Here is an 18152-nt window from a genome sequence, read left to right on the forward strand (position 1 = left end):
ATAGGAAAGCCGATGGAAGCCCAGCATGCGAAGTATCAGCGTCTGATCGAGTACTGCAAAAATTTGCCGGCTTTGCCGACAGCCGTCGTGCATCCATGCGATCGCAGTTCACTCGAAGGAGCCGTCGAGGCAGCAAAGATGGGCCTGATTGCGCCGTTGCTCGTCGGGCCACGCGCACGCATCGAGTCGCTTGCCGCTGAGCATGGCATTGATATATCCGCCTATCCGATCATCGACGCACCGTTTAGCCACGCGGCTGCTGCCGCGGCGGTTCAGCTCGTGCGCGAAGGCAAGGCCGAGGCACTGATGAAAGGCAGTCTGCACACGGACGAGTTGATGGCGGAAGTCGTTAAGCGGGATACCGGACTGCGAACGGCGCGGCGCATCAGTCATTGTTTCATCATGGACGTGCCGCAATATGACGAAGCGCTGATCATTACCGACGCCGCGGTGAATATCACGCCGTCGCTCGAAGAGAAGGTCGACATTCTGCAGAACGCGATCGATCTGGGACACGCGTTGCAGTTTCCGGAAGTGCGTGCGGCGATTCTGTCCGCCACCGAAACCGTCAATCCGAAAGTGCCGTCCACGGTCGAAGCCGCCGCACTTTGCAAAATGGTGGATCGCCAGCAAATTACGGGCGCACTGGTTGACGGTCCGCTCGCGCTCGACAATGCAATCAACCTCGAAGCTGCGCGAATCAAGCAGATCGACTCACCGGTTGCCGGACGCGCCAACCTGCTGATGGTGCCGGACCTGGAAGCGGGAAACATGCTCGCCAAAAGCCTGTCCTTTCTTGCCGGCGCGGATGCAGCGGGTATTGTGCTTGGCGCGCGCGTGCCGATCATTCTGACGAGTCGCGCGGACTCCGTGACGACACGTCTTGCCTCGTGCGCGGTCGCGGCGCTTGTCGCCAAGGCCCGGCGCGAGGCCGGCAAGATTGTCGGGTGACGCCATGGCCGACGTGATCCTCGTATTGAACGCCGGCTCTTCAAGCCTGAAATTCTCCGCATTCGATGCGGGAACGACCGACCTCGACCTCGTTTTGCGCGGCCAGATCGAAGCGCTGTACACGGTCCCGCGTTTCAGCGCGACGGATCGGCATGGTGAAGCCGGTAGCAAGGAATGGGGTGCGGGCTACGAACTCGGCCATCTGGGCGCGATCGAGTATCTCTCCGCGTTTCTGCGCAGCCATTGCGACGGGCATCGCCTGACGGCGGTCGGTCATCGGGTCGTGCATGGCGGCCAGCGATTTTCCGATGCCGTTGTGGCGACACCGGCTATCGTCGACGAACTCGAGAAGCTCGCTCCACTTGCGCCGCTGCATCAACCGCATAACCTGAAGCCTATCCGGATCATCTCGCAGTTGCGTCCGGACGTTACGCAGGTTGCGTGCTTCGACACGGCATTTCACCATACGCAGAGCGAGACTTCGCGGGCCTACGCGCTGCCTGTGGCCATTACGGAGCGGGGCGTGCGGCGGTATGGATTTCACGGGCTGTCGTACGAATACATCGCAAGCGTGTTGCCGGAGATTTCGCCGGCGGCTGCGGCTGGCCGGACCATCGTCGCGCATCTCGGCAATGGCGCAAGCCTGTGCGCGATGGTTGGCGGCAAGAGCGTAGCCAGTACGATGGGATTCACGGCGGTAGACGGCCTGCCGATGGGAACGCGTTGCGGAAGCCTCGACCCGGGCGTGATTCTCTATCTGCTCGATGAACTGAAGATGGATGCGCGGGCCATCGAGGATCTGATCTACAAACAGTCGGGCTTACTCGGCATGTCGGCCGTGTCGAGCGACATGCGTGTGTTGCTGAATAGCGCTGAGCCGCGCGCCCGTTTTGCGCTGGATGTCTACGTCTACCGGATTGCGCGCGAAATCGGCAGCCTTGCTGCGGCGATGAAGGGCATTGACGGGCTGGTGTTCACTGCCGGAATCGGCGAGCACGCGGCCACGATTCGCGAGCGTGTTGTGATGGACGCGGCGTGGCTGGGAGCCGAGTTGGATCACGTGGCGAATCAGGGAGGTGGTCCGCTGATCAGCCTTCCGTCGAGCAACGTGGTGGTTTGGGTTGTTGCCACAAACGAGGAACTCATGATTGCCCGCCACACGCAGGCGGCTGTCCACGCGTTGAAATCATGAGCATAGTTCCACGACGCGAAGTGTCACGCTTGCCAGCACCCAAGAGCCCTATCCAGGAGTTTTATCATGCCGATCGAGCAACCGCGTTTGATCCTGAAAGATGCGAAAGCGCTAGTCACGGGTATCGCTAACGAACACTCGATTGCGTATGGATGCGCGAAAGCGTTTCACGAGCTTGGGGCCAGCCTTGCGATCACTTACGCGAATGAAAAGACAAAGCCTTACGTGGAGCCGCTCGCAAAATCGCTCGATGCGCAGACCTTCATGCCGCTAGACGTGACGCGGGAGGGCGAGCTCGAAGCAGTCTTCGGGAAAATCGACGAACTGTGGGGGCAACTCGACATTGTCGTGCACGCCATCGCATGGGCGCCAAAGTCGGATCTGCATGGCGGGCTGTTGAATTCTTCGTGTGAGGGCTTTCTAAGCGCCATGGATATATCCTGTCATTCGTTCGTACGAATGGCGCGCCTCGCCGCGCCGCTAATGAAAGAAGGCGGTACGTTGTTGACGATGAGCTATTACGGTGCGAACAAAGTGGTGCCGAACTACAGCGTGATGGGTCCAGTGAAAGCCGCCCTCGAAGCCTGTACGCGTTATCTGGCGCACGAACTCGGGCCGAAGGGCATCCGCGTACACACTATCTCTCCCGGCCCTCTCAAAACGCGCGCTGCGTCCGGGCTCAAGGATTTCGAACTCATGTTGAACGAGGCAGTGCAGCGTGCGCCTCTGGGCGAGGTGGTCGACATCATGGATGTGGGCTACACCTGTGCATTTCTTGCGACGCCGTACGCGCGGCGGCTATCCGGCGAAACGTTGTATATCGACGGGGGCCTCAACATCATGGCGTGATCCAACCGTCAAAGGCGGTGCCATCATGAACGCAATGGATACGACAATCATTCAGATCAGCTCCCCGCTCTTTAGCGACGAAAATACGCTTTGCTTTTCAGCACACGCTTTCGGCTGGGGCTATTGTGCATTCTCTCTCGATCGCGACACGGCGTGCGAAGTGCTCGGCGCGGCCGACCATTCGAACAGGCAGACGCTGCTGGCGTTCGCGCTTGGCCAGGTAAAGATACGGGAGGCTGTGAGCCGGGCAATGCGGCCGCGTTGTGGAGAACGCATCCGGCTCACCGGAGCGGATTTCCTCGAGAATGAGAGCATTGCCTCAGTCCAGCCTGACTGAATGAGGCGCTCGCATCTCACCCGTCCGCAACTGGGTGCGTCGTACTGTCAACTGGCTGAGGGGGCTGAGGTTGGACATCCGGATTCTCTGCGTCGAAAGTTCGGGGAGCCTCGATCCACGCTATGAGCAGATGATAAGTCACTGCGAGGATGACCGGGCCGATGAACAGGCCCACCGGTCCCAAGGCGAGCAGACCGCCTATTACACCAGTGAGGATAAGCACCATTGGCAGTGCTATTGCGCGGCGAATCAGGATGGGGCGCAGAATGTTGTCGAGCACTGAAACGCCAATGGTCCAGACGAGCAGCAAAATAGCCGGCAATCGAGCGTCATGCATGAACAGATAGGCGACGCAGCCGAGCATCGGCAGAAGCGGTCCGATCTGCACGAGGCACATCAGGAGCAGTAGGGCGCTCAGCACGCCGGCAAACGGAATGCCCGCGATCCAGATGCCGGCCGCGCCGAGCGAAGCCTGAACGACTGCCGTCACCACGACGCCCAACGCGATTGCGCGGATCGACTGGCCCGTGAGATGGACGATGTTGGCGCCGTTTTCCGGCGAGACACGCAAGGCCAGGCCCGTCACGAGCTGGACGGCCGATTCGCCTTTGGCAAAGAGCAGTCCGCAAATGATGATCAGCAGGATCAGTTGCACGGCAAACGAGCCAACGAAGCCCACTTGAATCACCATCCACCTGGCGGCGACAGCCGCATAAGGCTGCAATTTCGCGAGCATGCCGCCGGGGCCCGCGTCGGATAGCGATTGCCACTCGCGCACAAGACTCCCTGTCAGCGGCAGGCTGGCGAGCCAGTGGGGCGGGGACGGAAGCGCATAGTTGGGCAGTGCTTTGACGAAGGCCATGATGTCTGCTGCATGGTCGGCAAGCGTGGAGACAGCGCCGTATGCCGGTATGCAGATAACGACGATCTCGAGCAGCAGGAGCACTGTCACCGCCAACCCCCGGCTTCCGCGCAAGTACCGCTGCATCTTCAGCATGAGCGGCCAGGTCGTCACGACGATCGTCGTAGCCCACATTAGAGCGGGTACGAACGGATGCACGATGTACAGACTACCGCCGACCAGCAGAAAAAGCGCGCTGACAGCCAGCACGATTCGGGCAAGGTCGACCGCGGGTCGGACCATCTGACGTCCGGATTCCGGCGGCCGGGTCGATTGAGCCGGGTGTTCCATCGTGCGCCTTCCTTTACGGCCTAGCTGGAATACTGAATTCCGCGCTCACCAGTACTGATGCGTGTTCCCGCGCGGCGTTCCGTGATGGCAACGATATCGGGCAGCGCGCCGATCACTGCATCCTTGCCGGTGTTTCGGGCAAACTCGATCGCAGCCATGACCTTCGGGCCCATCGATCCCGCCGCGAAACCCAGCTCTTCCAGCGCATCGGGATGGGCGACCGAGATCGCTTTTCTGGTTGGCTTGTCCCAATCCACGTAGGCCGCGTTGACGTCGGTCGCAATGATCAACATGTCGGCGTCGAGTTCCTGTGCGAGCAATGCTGAACACAGATCCTTGTCGATAACAGCCTCGACCCCGGACAGCTTGTGGTGCTCGTCATACACGGTGGGAATGCCCCCGCCACCCGCGCAGATGACGATCGTGCCATGCTGCAACAGCCATTTGATCGGCCGTATTTCGAATATATGCTTGGGGCGCGGGCTCGCGACCACACGGCGAAACTTGTCGCCGTCAGGGGCGATCGTCCAGTTTCGCTCTGCGGCGAGACGTGTGGCTTCTTCCTGGGTGTAGACGGGGCCGATCGGCTTGGTGGGATGTTGAAATGCGGGATCGGCCGCATCGACTTCGACTTGCGTCAGAAGCGTAGCGAAAGGCACTTCATAGGGCAGCAGGTTGCCCAGTTCCTGTTCGATCATATAGCCGATCATGCCCTCGGTTTGCGCGCCGAGAACGTCTAGCGGATAGGTTTCCACATCTTTATAGGCCGCGCCTTGCAGCGCGAGCAGGCCGACCTGAGGACCATTGCCATGCGCGATGACGATTTCGTTGTCCGGTACGATCTGGGCAATCTGTTCGGCTGCAATTCGTACGTTGGCTCGCTGATTTTCGGCGGTCATAGGCTCGCCACGGCGCAGTAGCGCATTCCCACCTAATGCAACGACTATCCGCATGATGCGCTCCCGAGTGACGGTCCCTGCCTGGACATGACCGTTGATGAAATTCAGTCCCGCCGGATCAGAGGTCCGCGAGTGTCGAGACCAGAATAGCTTTAATCGTATGCATCCGGTTCTCTGCCTGTTCGAATGCGATGTTCAACGGCGATTCGAAGACCTCTTCCGTGACTTCGATGCCGTTCGCGAGATTCGGATATTGGGCAGCGATCTGCTTGCCGACCTTTGTTTCACTGTTATGAAACGCAGGAAGACAATGCATGAACCGGACTTGAGGATTTCCGGAGGCTTTCATCATGTCCATATTGACCTGGTAGGGCAGGAGCATCTGGATGCGCTCTTTCCACGCTTCAACGGGTTCGCCCATCGACACCCACACGTCGGTATGAACAAAATCGACACCCTTGACGGCAACCTTCGGATCTTCGGTCAACGTTAGACGTGCTCCTGTTTCCGCGGCAAACTGCTGGCACATTGCGACGTGATCCTCATGTGGCCAAAGCGCTTTCGGCGCGCCGATCCTTACGTCCATGCCGAGCTTCGCGCCGATGAGGAGCAACGAGTTGCCCATATTATTGCGAGCGTCCCCCAGGTACGCGTAACTGATGGCGGGGAGCGGCTTGTCCGTATTCTCCCTCATCGTCAGCACATCGGCCAGCATCTGGGTGGGGTGATACTCGTCTGTCAGACCGTTGAACACGGGTACGCCGGCATATTGCTCGAGTTCGTCGACGATTTCCTGTTTGAAGCCGCGATATTCGATAGCGTCGTACATGCGCCCGAGTACCCGGGCAGTGTCCTTCATGCTTTCCTTATGCCCGATCTGCGACGAACTCGGATCAATATAAGTGACGTTGGCACCTTGATCATAGGCGGCGACTTCGAACGCGCAACGAGTGCGCGTCGAGCTCTTTTCGAAGATCAGCGCGATGTTGACGCCTTTCAGATGCTGTTGTTCCGTGCCCGTGTATTTCGCGCGCTTGAGGTCTCTGGAGAGGTCGATCAGATACCGCAACTCCCTGCTGGTGTGATGCACGAGGCTAAGAAGACTTCTGTTTCGCAGATTAAAGGCCATGTTGCTTCTCCGTCAGAGATGAGTTCGGCGGGAGGTAGTCGGATTGACTGGCGGGCATTGGGGTGCCATTCAAAAATCGACCGCATCCCTGCTGATCGGGCATGTCATGCAATGACCGCCGCCCCGGCCGCGCCCCAACTCACTGGCCGCAATCGTGATGACTTCTACGCCGGCTTTACGTAGGAGCGTATTCGTGTAGGTGTTGCGGTCGTACCCCACCACCACGCCAGGCTCGATGCAGACCACGTTATTGCCGTCATCCCACTGTTCTCGTTCCGCGGCAAAACTGTTTCCACCGGTCTCGACCACGCGCAAACGAGGCAGGCCGAGCGCTTCCGCCACTACGTCGACGAACGGCTTTTCTTCGCGGCGAATCGTGAGCCCGGATGTGCTCGATTCGTCCGCGCGTACCGAGAAGGCAACGATCTGGTTGACTACTTCCGGGAAGATCGTGACGAGATCGCGGTCGCAAAAGCTGAAAACCGTATCGAGGTGCATCGCGGCGCGTGACTTTGGCAGGCCCGCAACGACGACCCGGTCAACCACGCCCTTACTGAAAAGCGACTGGGCCAACTCGCCGATAGCCTGCCTTGTCGTGCGTTCGCCCATGCCGACCAGAACCGCACGGTTCCCGATCGGCATGACGTCGCCACCTTCAAGCGTGGCCGACCCGTGATCCTTGTCGGGATCGCCATACCATATCTGGAAGTCTCCTGAGGCGAAGTCAGGATGGAACTTGTAGATGGCGGAAGTGAGCAGCGTCTCCTGGCGACGGGCAGGCCAATGCATGGGATTGAGCGAAACGCCGCCGTAGATCCAGCATGTCGTATCGCGCGTGAAGAGGGTGTTCGGCAGAGGCGGCAGAACGAAGCTCGAATAGCCCAGATATTGCCTGTACATCTTCAGAATGCCACTGTGCTCGGTGTCAGGCACGTCCTCGGCCACCACGCCGCCTATCAGGAACTCCGCGATGTGGCGCGGTTCGAGCCCCTCGATCCAATGACGCACTTCCTGTGCGAGGCTGACGCCCACCGTGTCCGTGCGAATCTTGCGGTCGAGTATCCAGCTCAGTGCTTCCGGGTTGTGCACCGTCTCTGTCAACATGTTGTGCATCTCGACGACATCGACGCCGCGCTCGCGCATCTTCGTGACAAAGTCGAAGTGGTCGCGTTTGGCCTGGCTGACCCACATGACGTCGTCGAAAAGTAGCTCGTCGCAGTTGCTGGGTGTGAGTCGCTGATGCGCGAGCCCGGGAGAGCAAACCATCACTTTACGCAACCTGCCTACTTCGGAGTGAACGCCGAATGCGGTCTTTTCCTTGGTCATCATGTGTCTCCCCATGTTCGAGGGTGAGGAATCCTTATCGCAACGCCAACCATCAACCCGGCGACAAGCACGGCCGACATGCCACTCGGCAACATGCTGGGCGGGACAATAGAGGGGGTGGCGGAGAAAGCGCCATGCGAATGGGTACGCATCGTTCACGTGTCGTCATCGAATCAGGCAAGCCTGATCTGGGTACGATTGCGTTTCGACCAATGTGAGCGTGAAAGGCAACGCACACAATAAGACTTTGGTCCGACGCCCGTTGATAGCCTTATACCGGACGATAAAATCGCCATGCCGCTTTCTTCTGGCGCTCGCCGACGTGGACCGCAACAAGGCCGCGGAAGAATCCACCATGCTTGCTTTCGAGTAGCGCAGCTTCCACGAGTACGGGAGCACCGCGTGGTCGGCGGGGAGGGAGGGGAAGGGCCGCGGGTCGTGGTCAACCGTGGGGTGCCGGGGTCGCGGCCGAATCCCGACAATCACTTGACCACTGCGGGCTCCACAGAAATGGCAACGGCCTCGTTGTACACCACTTGCACCTGATCGCCTTTCTTGATCAATTTGAGCTGCTCGGGGTCCTGCACGATCAGGTCCAGTGAATTGCCTTGCGGTCCTCGCAGGGTTACCGCGCCAGTTTGATGATTGACGGCAGTGACGTTCGCCATGACCGTCACCTCGCGACTTGCCGTTCCACCAGGCTTCGCACCGAGTGGTGCGCGCGTAATGTTCTGACTCTCATTGGCGGAGAGTGGCGCACTGCCTTTCTTCAGCGTGACGGTTAATGCCTGAGAGTATTCCGCTGTAACACTGTCGCCGAGCTTGAGTTGGCCGAAATTATGCGCTTCCTCGCCCACTACGAGTTGCACGACTTTGCCTTTCGCATCCTTTAACCACACCGTGCGGGTTTCCGGCTCTATGCCGACCACCGTCGACGTCGTCTTGATCGTCCCAGTGACGGAGACCTTGCCGGGCGCACTTGTCACGCCCACGTTGGGTTCTGTTTGCGCGAATCCCGCCTGTGCCAGGGCCGCGAGCGTCGCTGCGATGATGAGTTTCTTGCTGTTCATGATGCTCTCCTTGGACACCCGGGCTTTTTTTGCGGGCGCGGTAGTTGGATGCCGTCATCAGGACATGTGTGGCTTCACCGGTGGGAATTGCTCACTTGATGGTGTACCCACGGCCTTCCATACACGCGCCCCAGGCACGATTGAACGTATCCATCGCGCCTTGAGTCTGTGACTGGGCGGCAGCACCGGCAGCCCGACGGTTCTGGCGTGCTCGCGAGCCTCCGACCATCGTGCCTGCCGTCGCGCCGATCGCCGCGCCTTTGCCTGCATCGCCCGCTATCGCGCCGACGACTGCGCCGCCGGCCGCGCCACGCGCCGCACCTTGAACGCGCTCGCCACCGCCCACCGCGGGACCCGAAGGCGGAGGGGGGGCATTGGCGACGGCAGCCGGGTCCACACCCGTATTGCTCTTCGCCCACGAGTAACACGCGGCGTCGTCCTGTTGCTGCATTTGCTGGCTTTGTCCCTTCGACGGATACGCGATGGGCTTCGCCTCCACCACGCCTTCGAATGACACCGCGCCGGCCAACGCAGCGCAAATACAGCACTTCGTTAAGTTATTCACGGCAACTCCTTACTCGAGCCTTCGCCGATACAAACGGGTGCTCACGTCTCTGCGCCATATCGGAGATGGGACGGTGGCGACCATGTCTGGTCCGGCGTGTCAGATGACGCGTGCAGTTTCGCTCCAGCGCAGAGGTGGCCGGATCGCGTTCATCATTGCTTTTCACGCCCCTCATGCGCAATCAGACCATGGTCGTATTCAACGGAGCGGATCTGCAGGTGCGGCGGCTGCTGCGCGCGGATCGCGGCATAGCCGCGTAGCCACATCGTAGCGGCGTTGTAGAGGCCTGGAGGCGGCGCATACCCGACTTTCTAAGACCTTGGTCCGATGCGAATCGCACCGCGTAAGCGGTAGGCTTGAAGATCGAGGCTGGCCGCTCGGGTCCCGCGTTGTGGAGAAGCGGAGAAGGGAATTCCCTATCGGCTATCCGCTATAGAAACGGCGGGCGACGTCTGTGCCTGCCGGTAATGCTTCGCGCCCTGAGGGAGCAGCTTTATGCGCAATCGGTCCTTGCCGCACCACGGTTCCGGTTTCCATCTGCCCGTGCTCGAATGGGTACACGGCTATCAGAAGTCCTGGATCAAACCGGACGTCATTGCGGGTGTCACGGCATCGGCTGTTGTATTGCCGAAGGCGATGGCGTATGCGACGGTTGCGGGCCTTCCTGTGCAGATCGGACTCTATACGGCACTTGTGCCCATGGTGATCTACGCTCTGTTGGGCACGTCGAGGCCACTCAGCGTTAGTACGAGCGCAACGCTGGCCATTCTGACCGCTACCGCGCTCGGTCAGGTGGCGCCAGGCGGCGGGGTGGCGCAACTGGCCATTGCAACCGCTACGCTCACGCTGCTTGTCGGTATCGTCCTTGTTCTCGCGGGGCTGCTCCGGCTCGGGTTCGTCGCGAACTTTATTTCCGAGCCGGTACTCACGGGGTTCAAGGGCGGCATCGCAATCGTCATTGTGCTCGATCAATTGCCTAAACTAATTGGCCTTCACGTCGTGAAGGGTTCGTTCTTTCACAACGTGTATGCGCTCTTCGCAGGGCTTCCTCACGCATCGGTGGCGACCGTCATTGTCGGCGTCGTGACGATTGCGATCCTCGTCGCACTCGAGCATCTCTATCCGAAGTCACCGGCGCCGCTCATTGCGGTAGCGTGCGGGATCGCCGGTGTTGGCCTGCTTGGACTGCAGAAATACGGGGTTGGCGTCGTCGGCCACATTCCGACCGGGCTGCCGTCGCTCGTGATTCCGGACTTCTCGCTGATCGAGCAACTGTGGCCTGCTGCCGCGGGCATTGCACTGATGAGCTTTACCGAAACCATTGCTTCAGGGCGAGCGTTTGTGCAGAGCGGAGAGCCCGCGCCGCTGCCAAATCGGGAATTGTTGGCGACAGGCCTCGGTAATGCCGCAGGCGCACTGGTGGGTTCGATGCCTGCGGGCGGCGGGACCACCCAGACGGCGGTCAATCGCCTCGTGGGTGCGCGCACGCAACTGGCTGAACTGGTCACGGCTGCCGTCACCCTGGGCACGATGCTGCTGCTTGCGCCGCTGATCGGCCTCATGCCGCATGCGACGCTCGCGGCCGTGGTGATCGTCTATTCGATCGGCTTGCTCAAGCCGGCGGATTTTCGCGCCATTCTGGCAGTCAGGCGGACCGAGTTCATCTGGGCGCTCGTGGCGCTCGCAGGCGTCGTCTTGCTGGGTACGTTGAACGGTATTCTGATCGCCATTCTCGTATCGCTCGCGGCGCTCGCCTATCAGGTGTCTGATCCGCCTGTCTATGAGTTGCGTCGCAAGCGCGGCACCAACGTATTCCGCCCGATATCCGAGCAGCACCCCGACGATGAACATTTCCCGGGACTCCTCCTTCTGCGGCCCGAGGGACGCATCTTCTTCGTCAACGCTTCGAACATTGGTCACAAGATCACCCCGCTCGTCGAGCGCGCGCATCCTCAGGTGATTGCGCTGGATATGAGGTCGGTATTCGATCTGGAGTACACGGCGCTGAAGATGCTGACTGAAGCAGAGAAGCATTACCGCGAAAACGGAGTGTCCATATGGCTCGTCGGCCTCAGTCCCGAGGTTTTTGCCGTAGTGCAGAACGCGCCGCTCGGCAAGACGCTGGGACGCGAGCGGATGTTTCTCAACCTCGAGCAGGCGCTTGCCGCCTGGTGCGCGCGGGACGGTAAGCAGGCTGCGCCGGACGCGCCACGGGGCATCGCGCACTGAGCCATCCAGGATCGTTGAAGTTACGGAGTGAAGGGCGAAAGACAAATGGCGGCGTAAAGGTTGTGTCAGAGGGACCGACCGATGACACGGGAATAACGAGGCGAGAGCAAATCAGGCAGGGGATATCATGGACAAGGCTGTTTCACGCAAGGCGGCAAGCAGATCGAATGCTAAAGACGTTCAGTACCGCACACCTGATGAGAGGGCGGCGGAAGGTCGACTCATGCGCGATTCGGTGCCGCGGACGTCACAGGGAGGCTGGAAGCAGCCCGATGGTCGGCGGGATATCCTTGAGCTTCTCAACGAATCCAATGAGGGGCGCCTGCCTAGTTTGGTGCCGATCCGGTTCGGTCGTATGTCTGCGTCTCCATTCGCGTTCTATCGCGGCGCGGCGGCCTTGATGGCTGCGGACCTGGCGACGACGGCAACCAGCGGGTTACGCGTGCAGGCGTGTGGCGACGCACACCTGATGAACTTCGGCGGATTCGCAACGCCTGAGCGCAACATCATTTTCGATATCAACGATCTGGATGAGACCTTGCCCGCGCCCTTCGAGTGGGATTTGAAGCGGCTCGCAGCCAGTGTCGTGATCGCGGCGCAGCATCTTGAGTTGCCCTACAGCGACACGACACGCATTAGCACGGATCTCGTGCGCGAATATCGCGAACGCATGCACGACTTCGCATCCATGCGCGCGCTCGATGTCTGGTACGACCGCATCGATCTGCAAAAGTACCAGGATCGGACGGGCGATCCCGCCATTGTCGAGGCAGCGCGCAAGCGCATCGCGCAGCGCATCGAAATGGAACGCCGCAAGACCGTGCCTGACCATCTCTATCCGAAGTTGGTCACGGAAGCAGACGGGCATCCCCGCATCAAGGACGAGCCGCCGCTCATCTTTCATCCCACTGAGGACGTCGCCCCCGGGCTTCAGTCGGGCTATGCGGAGGCCATTGCCTCGTATCGCGAGAGCCTCGCCGAACATGTGCGGGTACTGTTCGACAGGTTCCACTTCGTTGATCTGGCGCTCAAGGTGGTCGGCGTGGGCAGCGTCGGCACGATCTGCGGAGTGGGGCTGTTCATGGCGTCGGACAACGATCCGCTGTTCCTGCAAGTCAAGGAAGCAAAAATGTCCGTGCTCGAACCCTATGCGGGGAAAAGCCTGCATCCCAACCATGGGCAACGGGTCATTGCCGGTCATCGCATCATGCAGGCGGCCAGCGACGTGTTTCTCGGGTGGAGCCGCGGTCAGAATGGGCGCGACTTTTATGTCCGTCAGCTTCGCGACATGAAAATGTCCGTCATGATCGAGGGGCTGGACGCCGGCATGCTCCGGCAATACGCGCGTATGTGCTCGCACGCGCTTGCGCGTGCTCACGCGCGCTCGGGCGACGCCGCAATGATCGCCGGGTATATGGGTTCGGGCCAGACGTTTGACGATGCGATCACCGAGTTCGCTGCGGAATATAGCTCACAGAACCGGCGCGACTACCGGCAATTCGTTCATGCGATCCGTGAAGGACGGATCGAGGCAATAGTCGAAGGCTAGAGGGCGCAATAGCGGGCGTGAGGTCACGGTTGGATTGGGATGAAGCGAGAGGTTCTCGCGCCACGACAATACCTTGACGGTGCGTCTCATGTGGCATTCGATTCACCTGCCGCTTTTGCGCCCATTAAAGCAGCTGTTGCCGAGCTTGATCTGGATCATTACGTGGGGTCGTGACCTGCCGATGATAAAGGTGGCGAAGGCAGGCGTTCCGGATTGCACAGTGGAAAGCATAATTTTTCACCGGTAATCAGGAATCCGCCTGCATCGCACCGCTGCAACTGGTCTACGTGGTCAAGACTGCCAGTCCGCAGAATATCCCTCAGCGTGAGCGAGAGCTTTTTTCAGGAGGCTCGGCAATGAGCATACTCAGCAGGCTATGGCATCGCGACGAACCACGCGGAACGCCTGAGCAAGAAGAGCGGATCGACGCAACGATCGAGCGTATTCTCACGATGATCCCCCGCTTGCGCATGGCAAAGCGTTACCGTACACGCCTTGCGCCCGCCGTTGCTGCTTATCTTCGTTTCGAAGCGGCTATGCTCGCTTCGTTGCCGGCAGCGCGTCAGGCAAGTATCAATACGTGGTCGTCCGATCCCCATCTGCGCGCTTTCTTTGCAACGCCCGAAGACTTGACCACGGCATTCGGCCGCTCAGAGGCGTTGCGTGAATATTTCGACCTGCATCCTGAATCAGAGGAAGCCTATGCGGTACTCGGGATGGCCATGACCGAACGCCATGTGCTCGGCGTTGCGATGCAGGGCGACACAATTCGTCGTGACGTTGCGCAAACCACGATCTGCTTCGGCGACTATCGGGTCCGAATATGCGCCGCCACAGAGAGCGAGCTGCATCAGGAAATTGGAAACCGTCTTGTCGATCAACTGGCCTTGGAAGGATTGGCGAAGCTCGCGGCAGACCGCCGCGATCTGCTGTCTCGCGGACACGAACTTATCGAGGAGCGCTTCGCTCTGTTTCAGACGCAAGGCGCGGGTATGCGCTCTGTGACTGGGGGCGGCGACGAGTCCAGCACGGAGGAGTTGGCCCGCCTGCACGCGGCGATAGAAGACAATGCCGGCAAACTCGCGGCACTCAAGGCGCCTACCGAAGTCATCGAACTCGAATTTGAACGTGTCTGCGAAGTGCTGTCAGAGTCTTCTGCACATATTTACCTGACGAAGAAGCGGTTGCGCATCGATCTGATGAACGTGGTCCAACCAGCGGGCTCGCGGGGTAGCCACGATATTGAATTCAACTTCGCTCGAATTCCCGGCATCAAACCGGAGCAGCGTGCTTTTGCAGTAGTTCGGTATTCTCGTCACGAGTTACTGCCGGCTGGATTGCATATTGACCCTGCAATCAGGGCGCTTTAGTGGAAACGGCTGGTCACGCTGGTTGTGAGTTGCATCGGCGGACCGGGCGGCGTTTCTCATCTAAAGGATGCCGTGAATACTTTCAGTCGTGTACGCGCCTCATGCCCAATGGCAGAGATCACACGGGAGACCAAAGTCCTATATCCAATATTTCGCCGGTGATGTAGCGTGAAATTGACGCGCAACGAGCAGGTACAACGGTACTAATTATCGTCGGTGGTCGTTTTCCGCCGCTGGGCATCCAGGGCAGAATTTCCGCGTTCAGCGCTGCGGAGGCTGATGTACTCCTGGCAAGGTGTGTTGCAAGGCGCGGCCTTCATCGTTTGGGCCGGTGTCCACTGGAGGGGCGACGTGAGTGGTGACCGTCGACTAAATCGGGAACTTTGTGCAATCGCTCTCGTTTTCGTCACTCAGACTGTTGCAGCGGGTTTTGCATGCGGAGATGAAATCACACTGCAAACCAATCTCTACAACATCCACTACCACTATGACCCAGATCACATACCATACTCGCCTTTGGTCGCCGCAGAGTGGCGACGAAACGACGGGTGGTTGATCGGAGGCGGGGTATTTCTAAATTCATTTGGACAGTTCTCACAGACGGTTTATGGCGGATATCTCTGGAACATTGCCGACACCGGGTTTTATGCGAAGTTGGTGGGTGGTGTCGTTCACGGTTACACGGGGCAATACAAAGACAAGTTGCCGCTCAATGTCGGGGGATTCGCTCCTGGTATCATCCCGGCCATCGGATATAAGCTGGGGCCCGTGAGGATTGAGACACAGTTTATCTGGACCAGTGGGCTCATGATCACAGGCGGCATCGCCTTCTGACGGATATTGCTCGCTTCGTTCCGGCCTCGATCTCATTGAGCCATTCGGGTCCGTCATCGCCCACGCGGCAAGCTCATCGCCGGGCGGTTCGTGGTGAACATCGGGTCAACGGTTCAGCGTGCGCACACATCTCTCGATAGACCACGGCCGTTGTGGACCGTAGCCGGCAGTCGCCTGGTCATCCGCCAAGCGCCATGACGATCATAATGAGTACGACGCCGAGTATCGCCATCAATGCGCCTGTGAAAGCGGGTCTTCCAACGCCGGCATACCGTCCGAGTGTCGCGCCCACCGCAAATAGCATCGCCACCGCAACACAGCGGGATGAAGTCAAGGCAACGTGAATATCTTGCGTGACGAGAAAAGGAAGCGCGACCGGAAAAGTCGCGATAACGACAAGCAGAAAAATCCCAGCTGCCGCCGCGAAGTCCTCCGTGCGAAGAAGGGGGTGCCGGGTAAGATCCAAAGCAAGCAGGCGGTGCCGCATGCCGGCAATTTCCTCTGGTCCGCTGATCGCGGCAACATAGCCGGGTAGAGAATCTCTGACGAGGTTGAACCCTGTTTCAGAGTCGGCTAAAGCGATCTGCGACGCGACGACACGATTGTGGGTTCGTTCGGTGACGATCCTGAGCAGGTACATGACTGCGTCGACCAGACCCCATGCGAGATTGCAGCCTAGCGCAGCCCTTGTCGCGGCACGCGCCTGCTGGCCTTCAGGCGAGGCGAGCGAGACTGTGCCGACGATAGTAACGGCCATGATAATGCCGAACAATATTTCAGAGGTTCGATCTATCGGGTCCAGAAGCCTTCCGACCTTCATATTCTTCATTGATCTTCTACCGTTGTCCTCTTTCAACCGTAGTCCACAGTTGGGTGAAGTTGTTGAGGCTGGTCAATCTTCTCGACGAAAACAAGCACGGATCTAAGGTGAGCTTTTCGCAGAACGTAGACTTGCGTGGGCCGAAATGGAGGCATTGGATGTGCGGCGTCGCCATGCAGACGTGAATGGGCCGAAAGTCCTATTGCCGCACCGTGATATGCGGAAGATAGTGAGGTGATGCCATTAATTTTGCGCGTTTCAAGGGGGAGCAATGTCTAAAACACTTGAGAGAAGGGAAAACGCGGATGCTGCCAGGTTGGGACAGATCGACAACAAGACTTACATGAAAGAGCTCGCTCGATTGCACGTTGAACTGGTGAAGCTTCAGGAGTGGGCTGTCGCGACCGGGGCGAAGATTTGCGTCGTATTTGAAGGGAGAGACGGTGCGGGCAAGGGGGGCGCGATCAAAGCCATTACGGAACGCGTCAGCCCACGGATCTTCCGTGTCGTTGCCTTGCCGGCACCCACTGATCGCGAGAAGACCCAGATGTACGTGCAGCGATATCTTCCCTATTTGCCCGCGGCGGGTGAAATCGTACTCTTTGATCGGAGTTGGTATAACCGTGCGGGAGTAGAGCGCGTGATGAAGTTTTGCACGGAGGAACAGGCGCAAGCGTTCCTGAAAGCAATTCCGCTCGTTGAAAAAGCGATCGTGGGTTCAGGCATTATTCTTTTGAAGTATTGGCTGGAAGTGAGTGAAAAAGAGCAGACTCGCAGGCTGGAATCGCGCATCAATGACGAACGAAAAATATGGAAGCTCTCTTCAATGGATCTCGAGTCATACAGCCGCTGGTATGACTACTCTCGGGCGCGCGACGAGATGTTTGCAGCAACGGACACCGAAGGCTCACCCTGGTTCGTGGTGCCTTCTGATCACAAGAAGCGCGCCCGTCTGAATATCATTAGCCATCTCCTGAATTCGGTTCCATACAAAGAATTGCCGCGCAAGCGGATTGCGCTGCCGGCGCGCCAGAAACCAAAGGGCTATGTCGATCCTGCATACCCGTTTCGATACGTGCCCGAAGTTTTCTAATAATTAGGCAGGTGAGCTTTTGATCTCGCTCTTAAGCGCCATGTGGCGGCAAGAAGCTAAACTCGTAGCCGCACTATTTTTACAAATAAAATAGAAAAGCGGTGTAAATACCTATTCAAAAACTCTAATTTCGATTCGTGCGATTGTATTTATGTTCGTTTTTCTTAATTAAGTAACGATGGCTGTGAAGCGGATTTAGTTAGGTAAAAAAATAAAACAGTAAGGTTGACCGAAAACCGATGATATAAGTCAAAAAATAAGGGAGGAAATGCGCTAGAGTGAGTTCACAGGGTCGGCAGTTCTAAGTTGCAATATGGATTGGCCCGCGCGATTCGGAAGATATGTCAGGCGAGCGGACCAGTCGCAACGACTCGAAAAACGAGCTATACATGGCGCGGAGACATCGATGACGAATCGAATTGGGCAGGTGAAGGCGTTTGCCCTTCGCCTTGCTGGAAATTTGACGGCTCTATACTCCCCTCGCAGGCTTCCTGCTGCTAGTCGCACTGGCGTTGAAACTGGCTGTTCGATGGAGATGCGATTTTCGGCTGATCGGGCCTGCGTTCTGTTGCCGCAAGACAGCCTGACGTCTGCTTTAGCGCATGTTGCGCACCCGGCAGGAGAGAGCCTATACGCATCCGGATCGACGGACACGAAGGCAAGCTCGCCACAGCAAATCATCTCGCCATTTTCGTGGTTTCGTGTGCCGCGTCGCCCGGCGCTTCAGATGCTTGATGAAAATATGTC

General features: G+C 58.7%; 17 protein-coding genes. 10 read left to right on the forward strand and 7 right to left on the reverse strand.

Annotation, left to right across the window (positions count from 1 at the left end; all coding sequences use genetic code 11):
• The first annotated feature begins 12 nt into the window (after nt 1–12).
• The 4 genes from P0D71_RS27815 (at nt 13) to P0D71_RS27830 (ending at nt 3329) form a co-directional block, all read left to right on the forward strand.
• Nucleotides 13–951 (forward strand): phosphate acetyltransferase, encoded by a 939-nt coding sequence (locus P0D71_RS27815; protein ID WP_408296634.1) that lies wholly within the window; start codon nt 13–15, stop codon nt 949–951.
• A gap of 4 nt (nt 952–955) precedes the next feature.
• The gene (locus P0D71_RS27820; protein WP_408483119.1) at nt 956–2143 is read left to right on the forward strand and encodes an acetate/propionate family kinase; all 1188 of its coding nucleotides are present in this window, start codon (nt 956–958) and stop codon (nt 2141–2143) included.
• Between the two features lie 66 nt (nt 2144–2209).
• The gene (gene fabI, locus P0D71_RS27825) at nt 2210–2992 is read left to right on the forward strand and encodes an enoyl-ACP reductase FabI (RefSeq protein WP_408483120.1); all 783 of its coding nucleotides are present in this window, start codon (nt 2210–2212) and stop codon (nt 2990–2992) included.
• Nucleotides 2993–3017: 25 nt separating this feature from the next.
• Nucleotides 3018–3329 carry a hypothetical protein gene (locus tag P0D71_RS27830; protein ID WP_408483121.1) on the forward strand — a complete coding sequence of 104 codons (312 nt, stop codon included), beginning with the start codon at nt 3018–3020 and terminating at the stop codon, nt 3327–3329.
• Nucleotides 3330–3345: 16 nt separating this feature from the next.
• On the opposite strand, the gene ydiK is transcribed toward P0D71_RS27830, so the two are convergent.
• The 6 genes from ydiK to P0D71_RS27860 all read right to left on the reverse strand — a co-directional run bounded on the left by ydiK (nt 3346) and on the right by P0D71_RS27860 (nt 9486).
• Nucleotides 3346–4521: an AI-2E family transporter YdiK gene (gene ydiK, locus P0D71_RS27835; RefSeq protein WP_408483122.1), complete on the reverse strand. Its 1176-nt coding sequence runs from the start codon at nt 4519–4521 to the stop codon at nt 3346–3348.
• A 20-nt stretch (nt 4522–4541) separates the two neighbouring features.
• Nucleotides 4542–5474 carry a carbamate kinase gene (gene arcC, locus P0D71_RS27840; RefSeq protein WP_091795485.1) on the reverse strand — a complete coding sequence of 311 codons (933 nt, stop codon included), beginning with the start codon at nt 5472–5474 and terminating at the stop codon, nt 4542–4544.
• A 64-nt stretch (nt 5475–5538) separates the two neighbouring features.
• Entirely contained in the window at nt 5539–6549 is a 1011-nt protein-coding gene (locus P0D71_RS27845; RefSeq protein ID WP_408185277.1) for an ornithine carbamoyltransferase, read from the reverse strand.
• Nucleotides 6550–6618: 69 nt separating this feature from the next.
• Complete coding sequence (arcA, locus tag P0D71_RS27850) at nt 6619–7875, reverse strand: arginine deiminase (RefSeq protein ID WP_408185314.1); 1257 nt, start codon at nt 7873–7875, stop codon at nt 6619–6621.
• A 482-nt stretch (nt 7876–8357) separates the two neighbouring features.
• Nucleotides 8358–8945: a hypothetical protein gene (locus P0D71_RS27855; RefSeq protein WP_408483123.1), complete on the reverse strand. Its 588-nt coding sequence runs from the start codon at nt 8943–8945 to the stop codon at nt 8358–8360.
• 91 nt (nt 8946–9036) lie between these two features.
• Nucleotides 9037–9486, reverse strand: coding sequence for a glycine zipper family protein (locus P0D71_RS27860; protein ID WP_408185313.1), 450 nt, complete (start codon nt 9484–9486; stop codon nt 9037–9039).
• Nucleotides 9487–10005: 519 nt separating this feature from the next.
• Here P0D71_RS27860 and P0D71_RS27865 point away from each other — a divergent pair.
• The 4 genes from P0D71_RS27865 (at nt 10006) to P0D71_RS27880 (ending at nt 15492) form a co-directional block, all read left to right on the forward strand.
• On the forward strand, nt 10006–11739 hold the full coding sequence (locus P0D71_RS27865) for a SulP family inorganic anion transporter (protein ID WP_408483124.1): 1734 nt from the start codon (nt 10006–10008) through the stop codon (nt 11737–11739).
• 127 nt (nt 11740–11866) lie between these two features.
• Nucleotides 11867–13288 carry a DUF2252 domain-containing protein gene (locus P0D71_RS27870; protein ID WP_408296653.1) on the forward strand — a complete coding sequence of 474 codons (1422 nt, stop codon included), beginning with the start codon at nt 11867–11869 and terminating at the stop codon, nt 13286–13288.
• Between the two features lie 356 nt (nt 13289–13644).
• Nucleotides 13645–14658 (forward strand): hypothetical protein, encoded by a 1014-nt coding sequence (locus P0D71_RS27875; protein ID WP_408483125.1) that lies wholly within the window; start codon nt 13645–13647, stop codon nt 14656–14658.
• A gap of 279 nt (nt 14659–14937) precedes the next feature.
• Nucleotides 14938–15492, forward strand: coding sequence for a sn-glycerol-3-phosphate transporter (locus tag P0D71_RS27880; protein WP_408483126.1), 555 nt, complete (start codon nt 14938–14940; stop codon nt 15490–15492).
• A 178-nt stretch (nt 15493–15670) separates the two neighbouring features.
• Here P0D71_RS27880 and P0D71_RS27885 read toward each other — a convergent pair whose 3' ends face one another.
• Nucleotides 15671–16321 (reverse strand): hypothetical protein, encoded by a 651-nt coding sequence (locus tag P0D71_RS27885; RefSeq protein ID WP_408483127.1) that lies wholly within the window; start codon nt 16319–16321, stop codon nt 15671–15673.
• A gap of 262 nt (nt 16322–16583) precedes the next feature.
• Between P0D71_RS27885 and ppk2 the strand changes: the two genes are divergently transcribed.
• Both ppk2 and P0D71_RS27895 read left to right on the forward strand, forming a co-directional pair.
• The gene (gene ppk2, locus P0D71_RS27890; RefSeq protein ID WP_408185270.1) at nt 16584–17405 is read left to right on the forward strand and encodes a polyphosphate kinase 2; all 822 of its coding nucleotides are present in this window, start codon (nt 16584–16586) and stop codon (nt 17403–17405) included.
• A gap of 406 nt (nt 17406–17811) precedes the next feature.
• A partial coding sequence (locus P0D71_RS27895; RefSeq protein WP_408483128.1) for a hypothetical protein occupies nt 17812–18152 on the forward strand: 341 nt, incomplete at its 3' end.

The organism is Paraburkholderia sp. RL17-383-BIF-A (assembly GCF_046028015.1).
Lineage (GTDB): Bacteria > Pseudomonadota > Gammaproteobacteria > Burkholderiales > Burkholderiaceae > Paraburkholderia.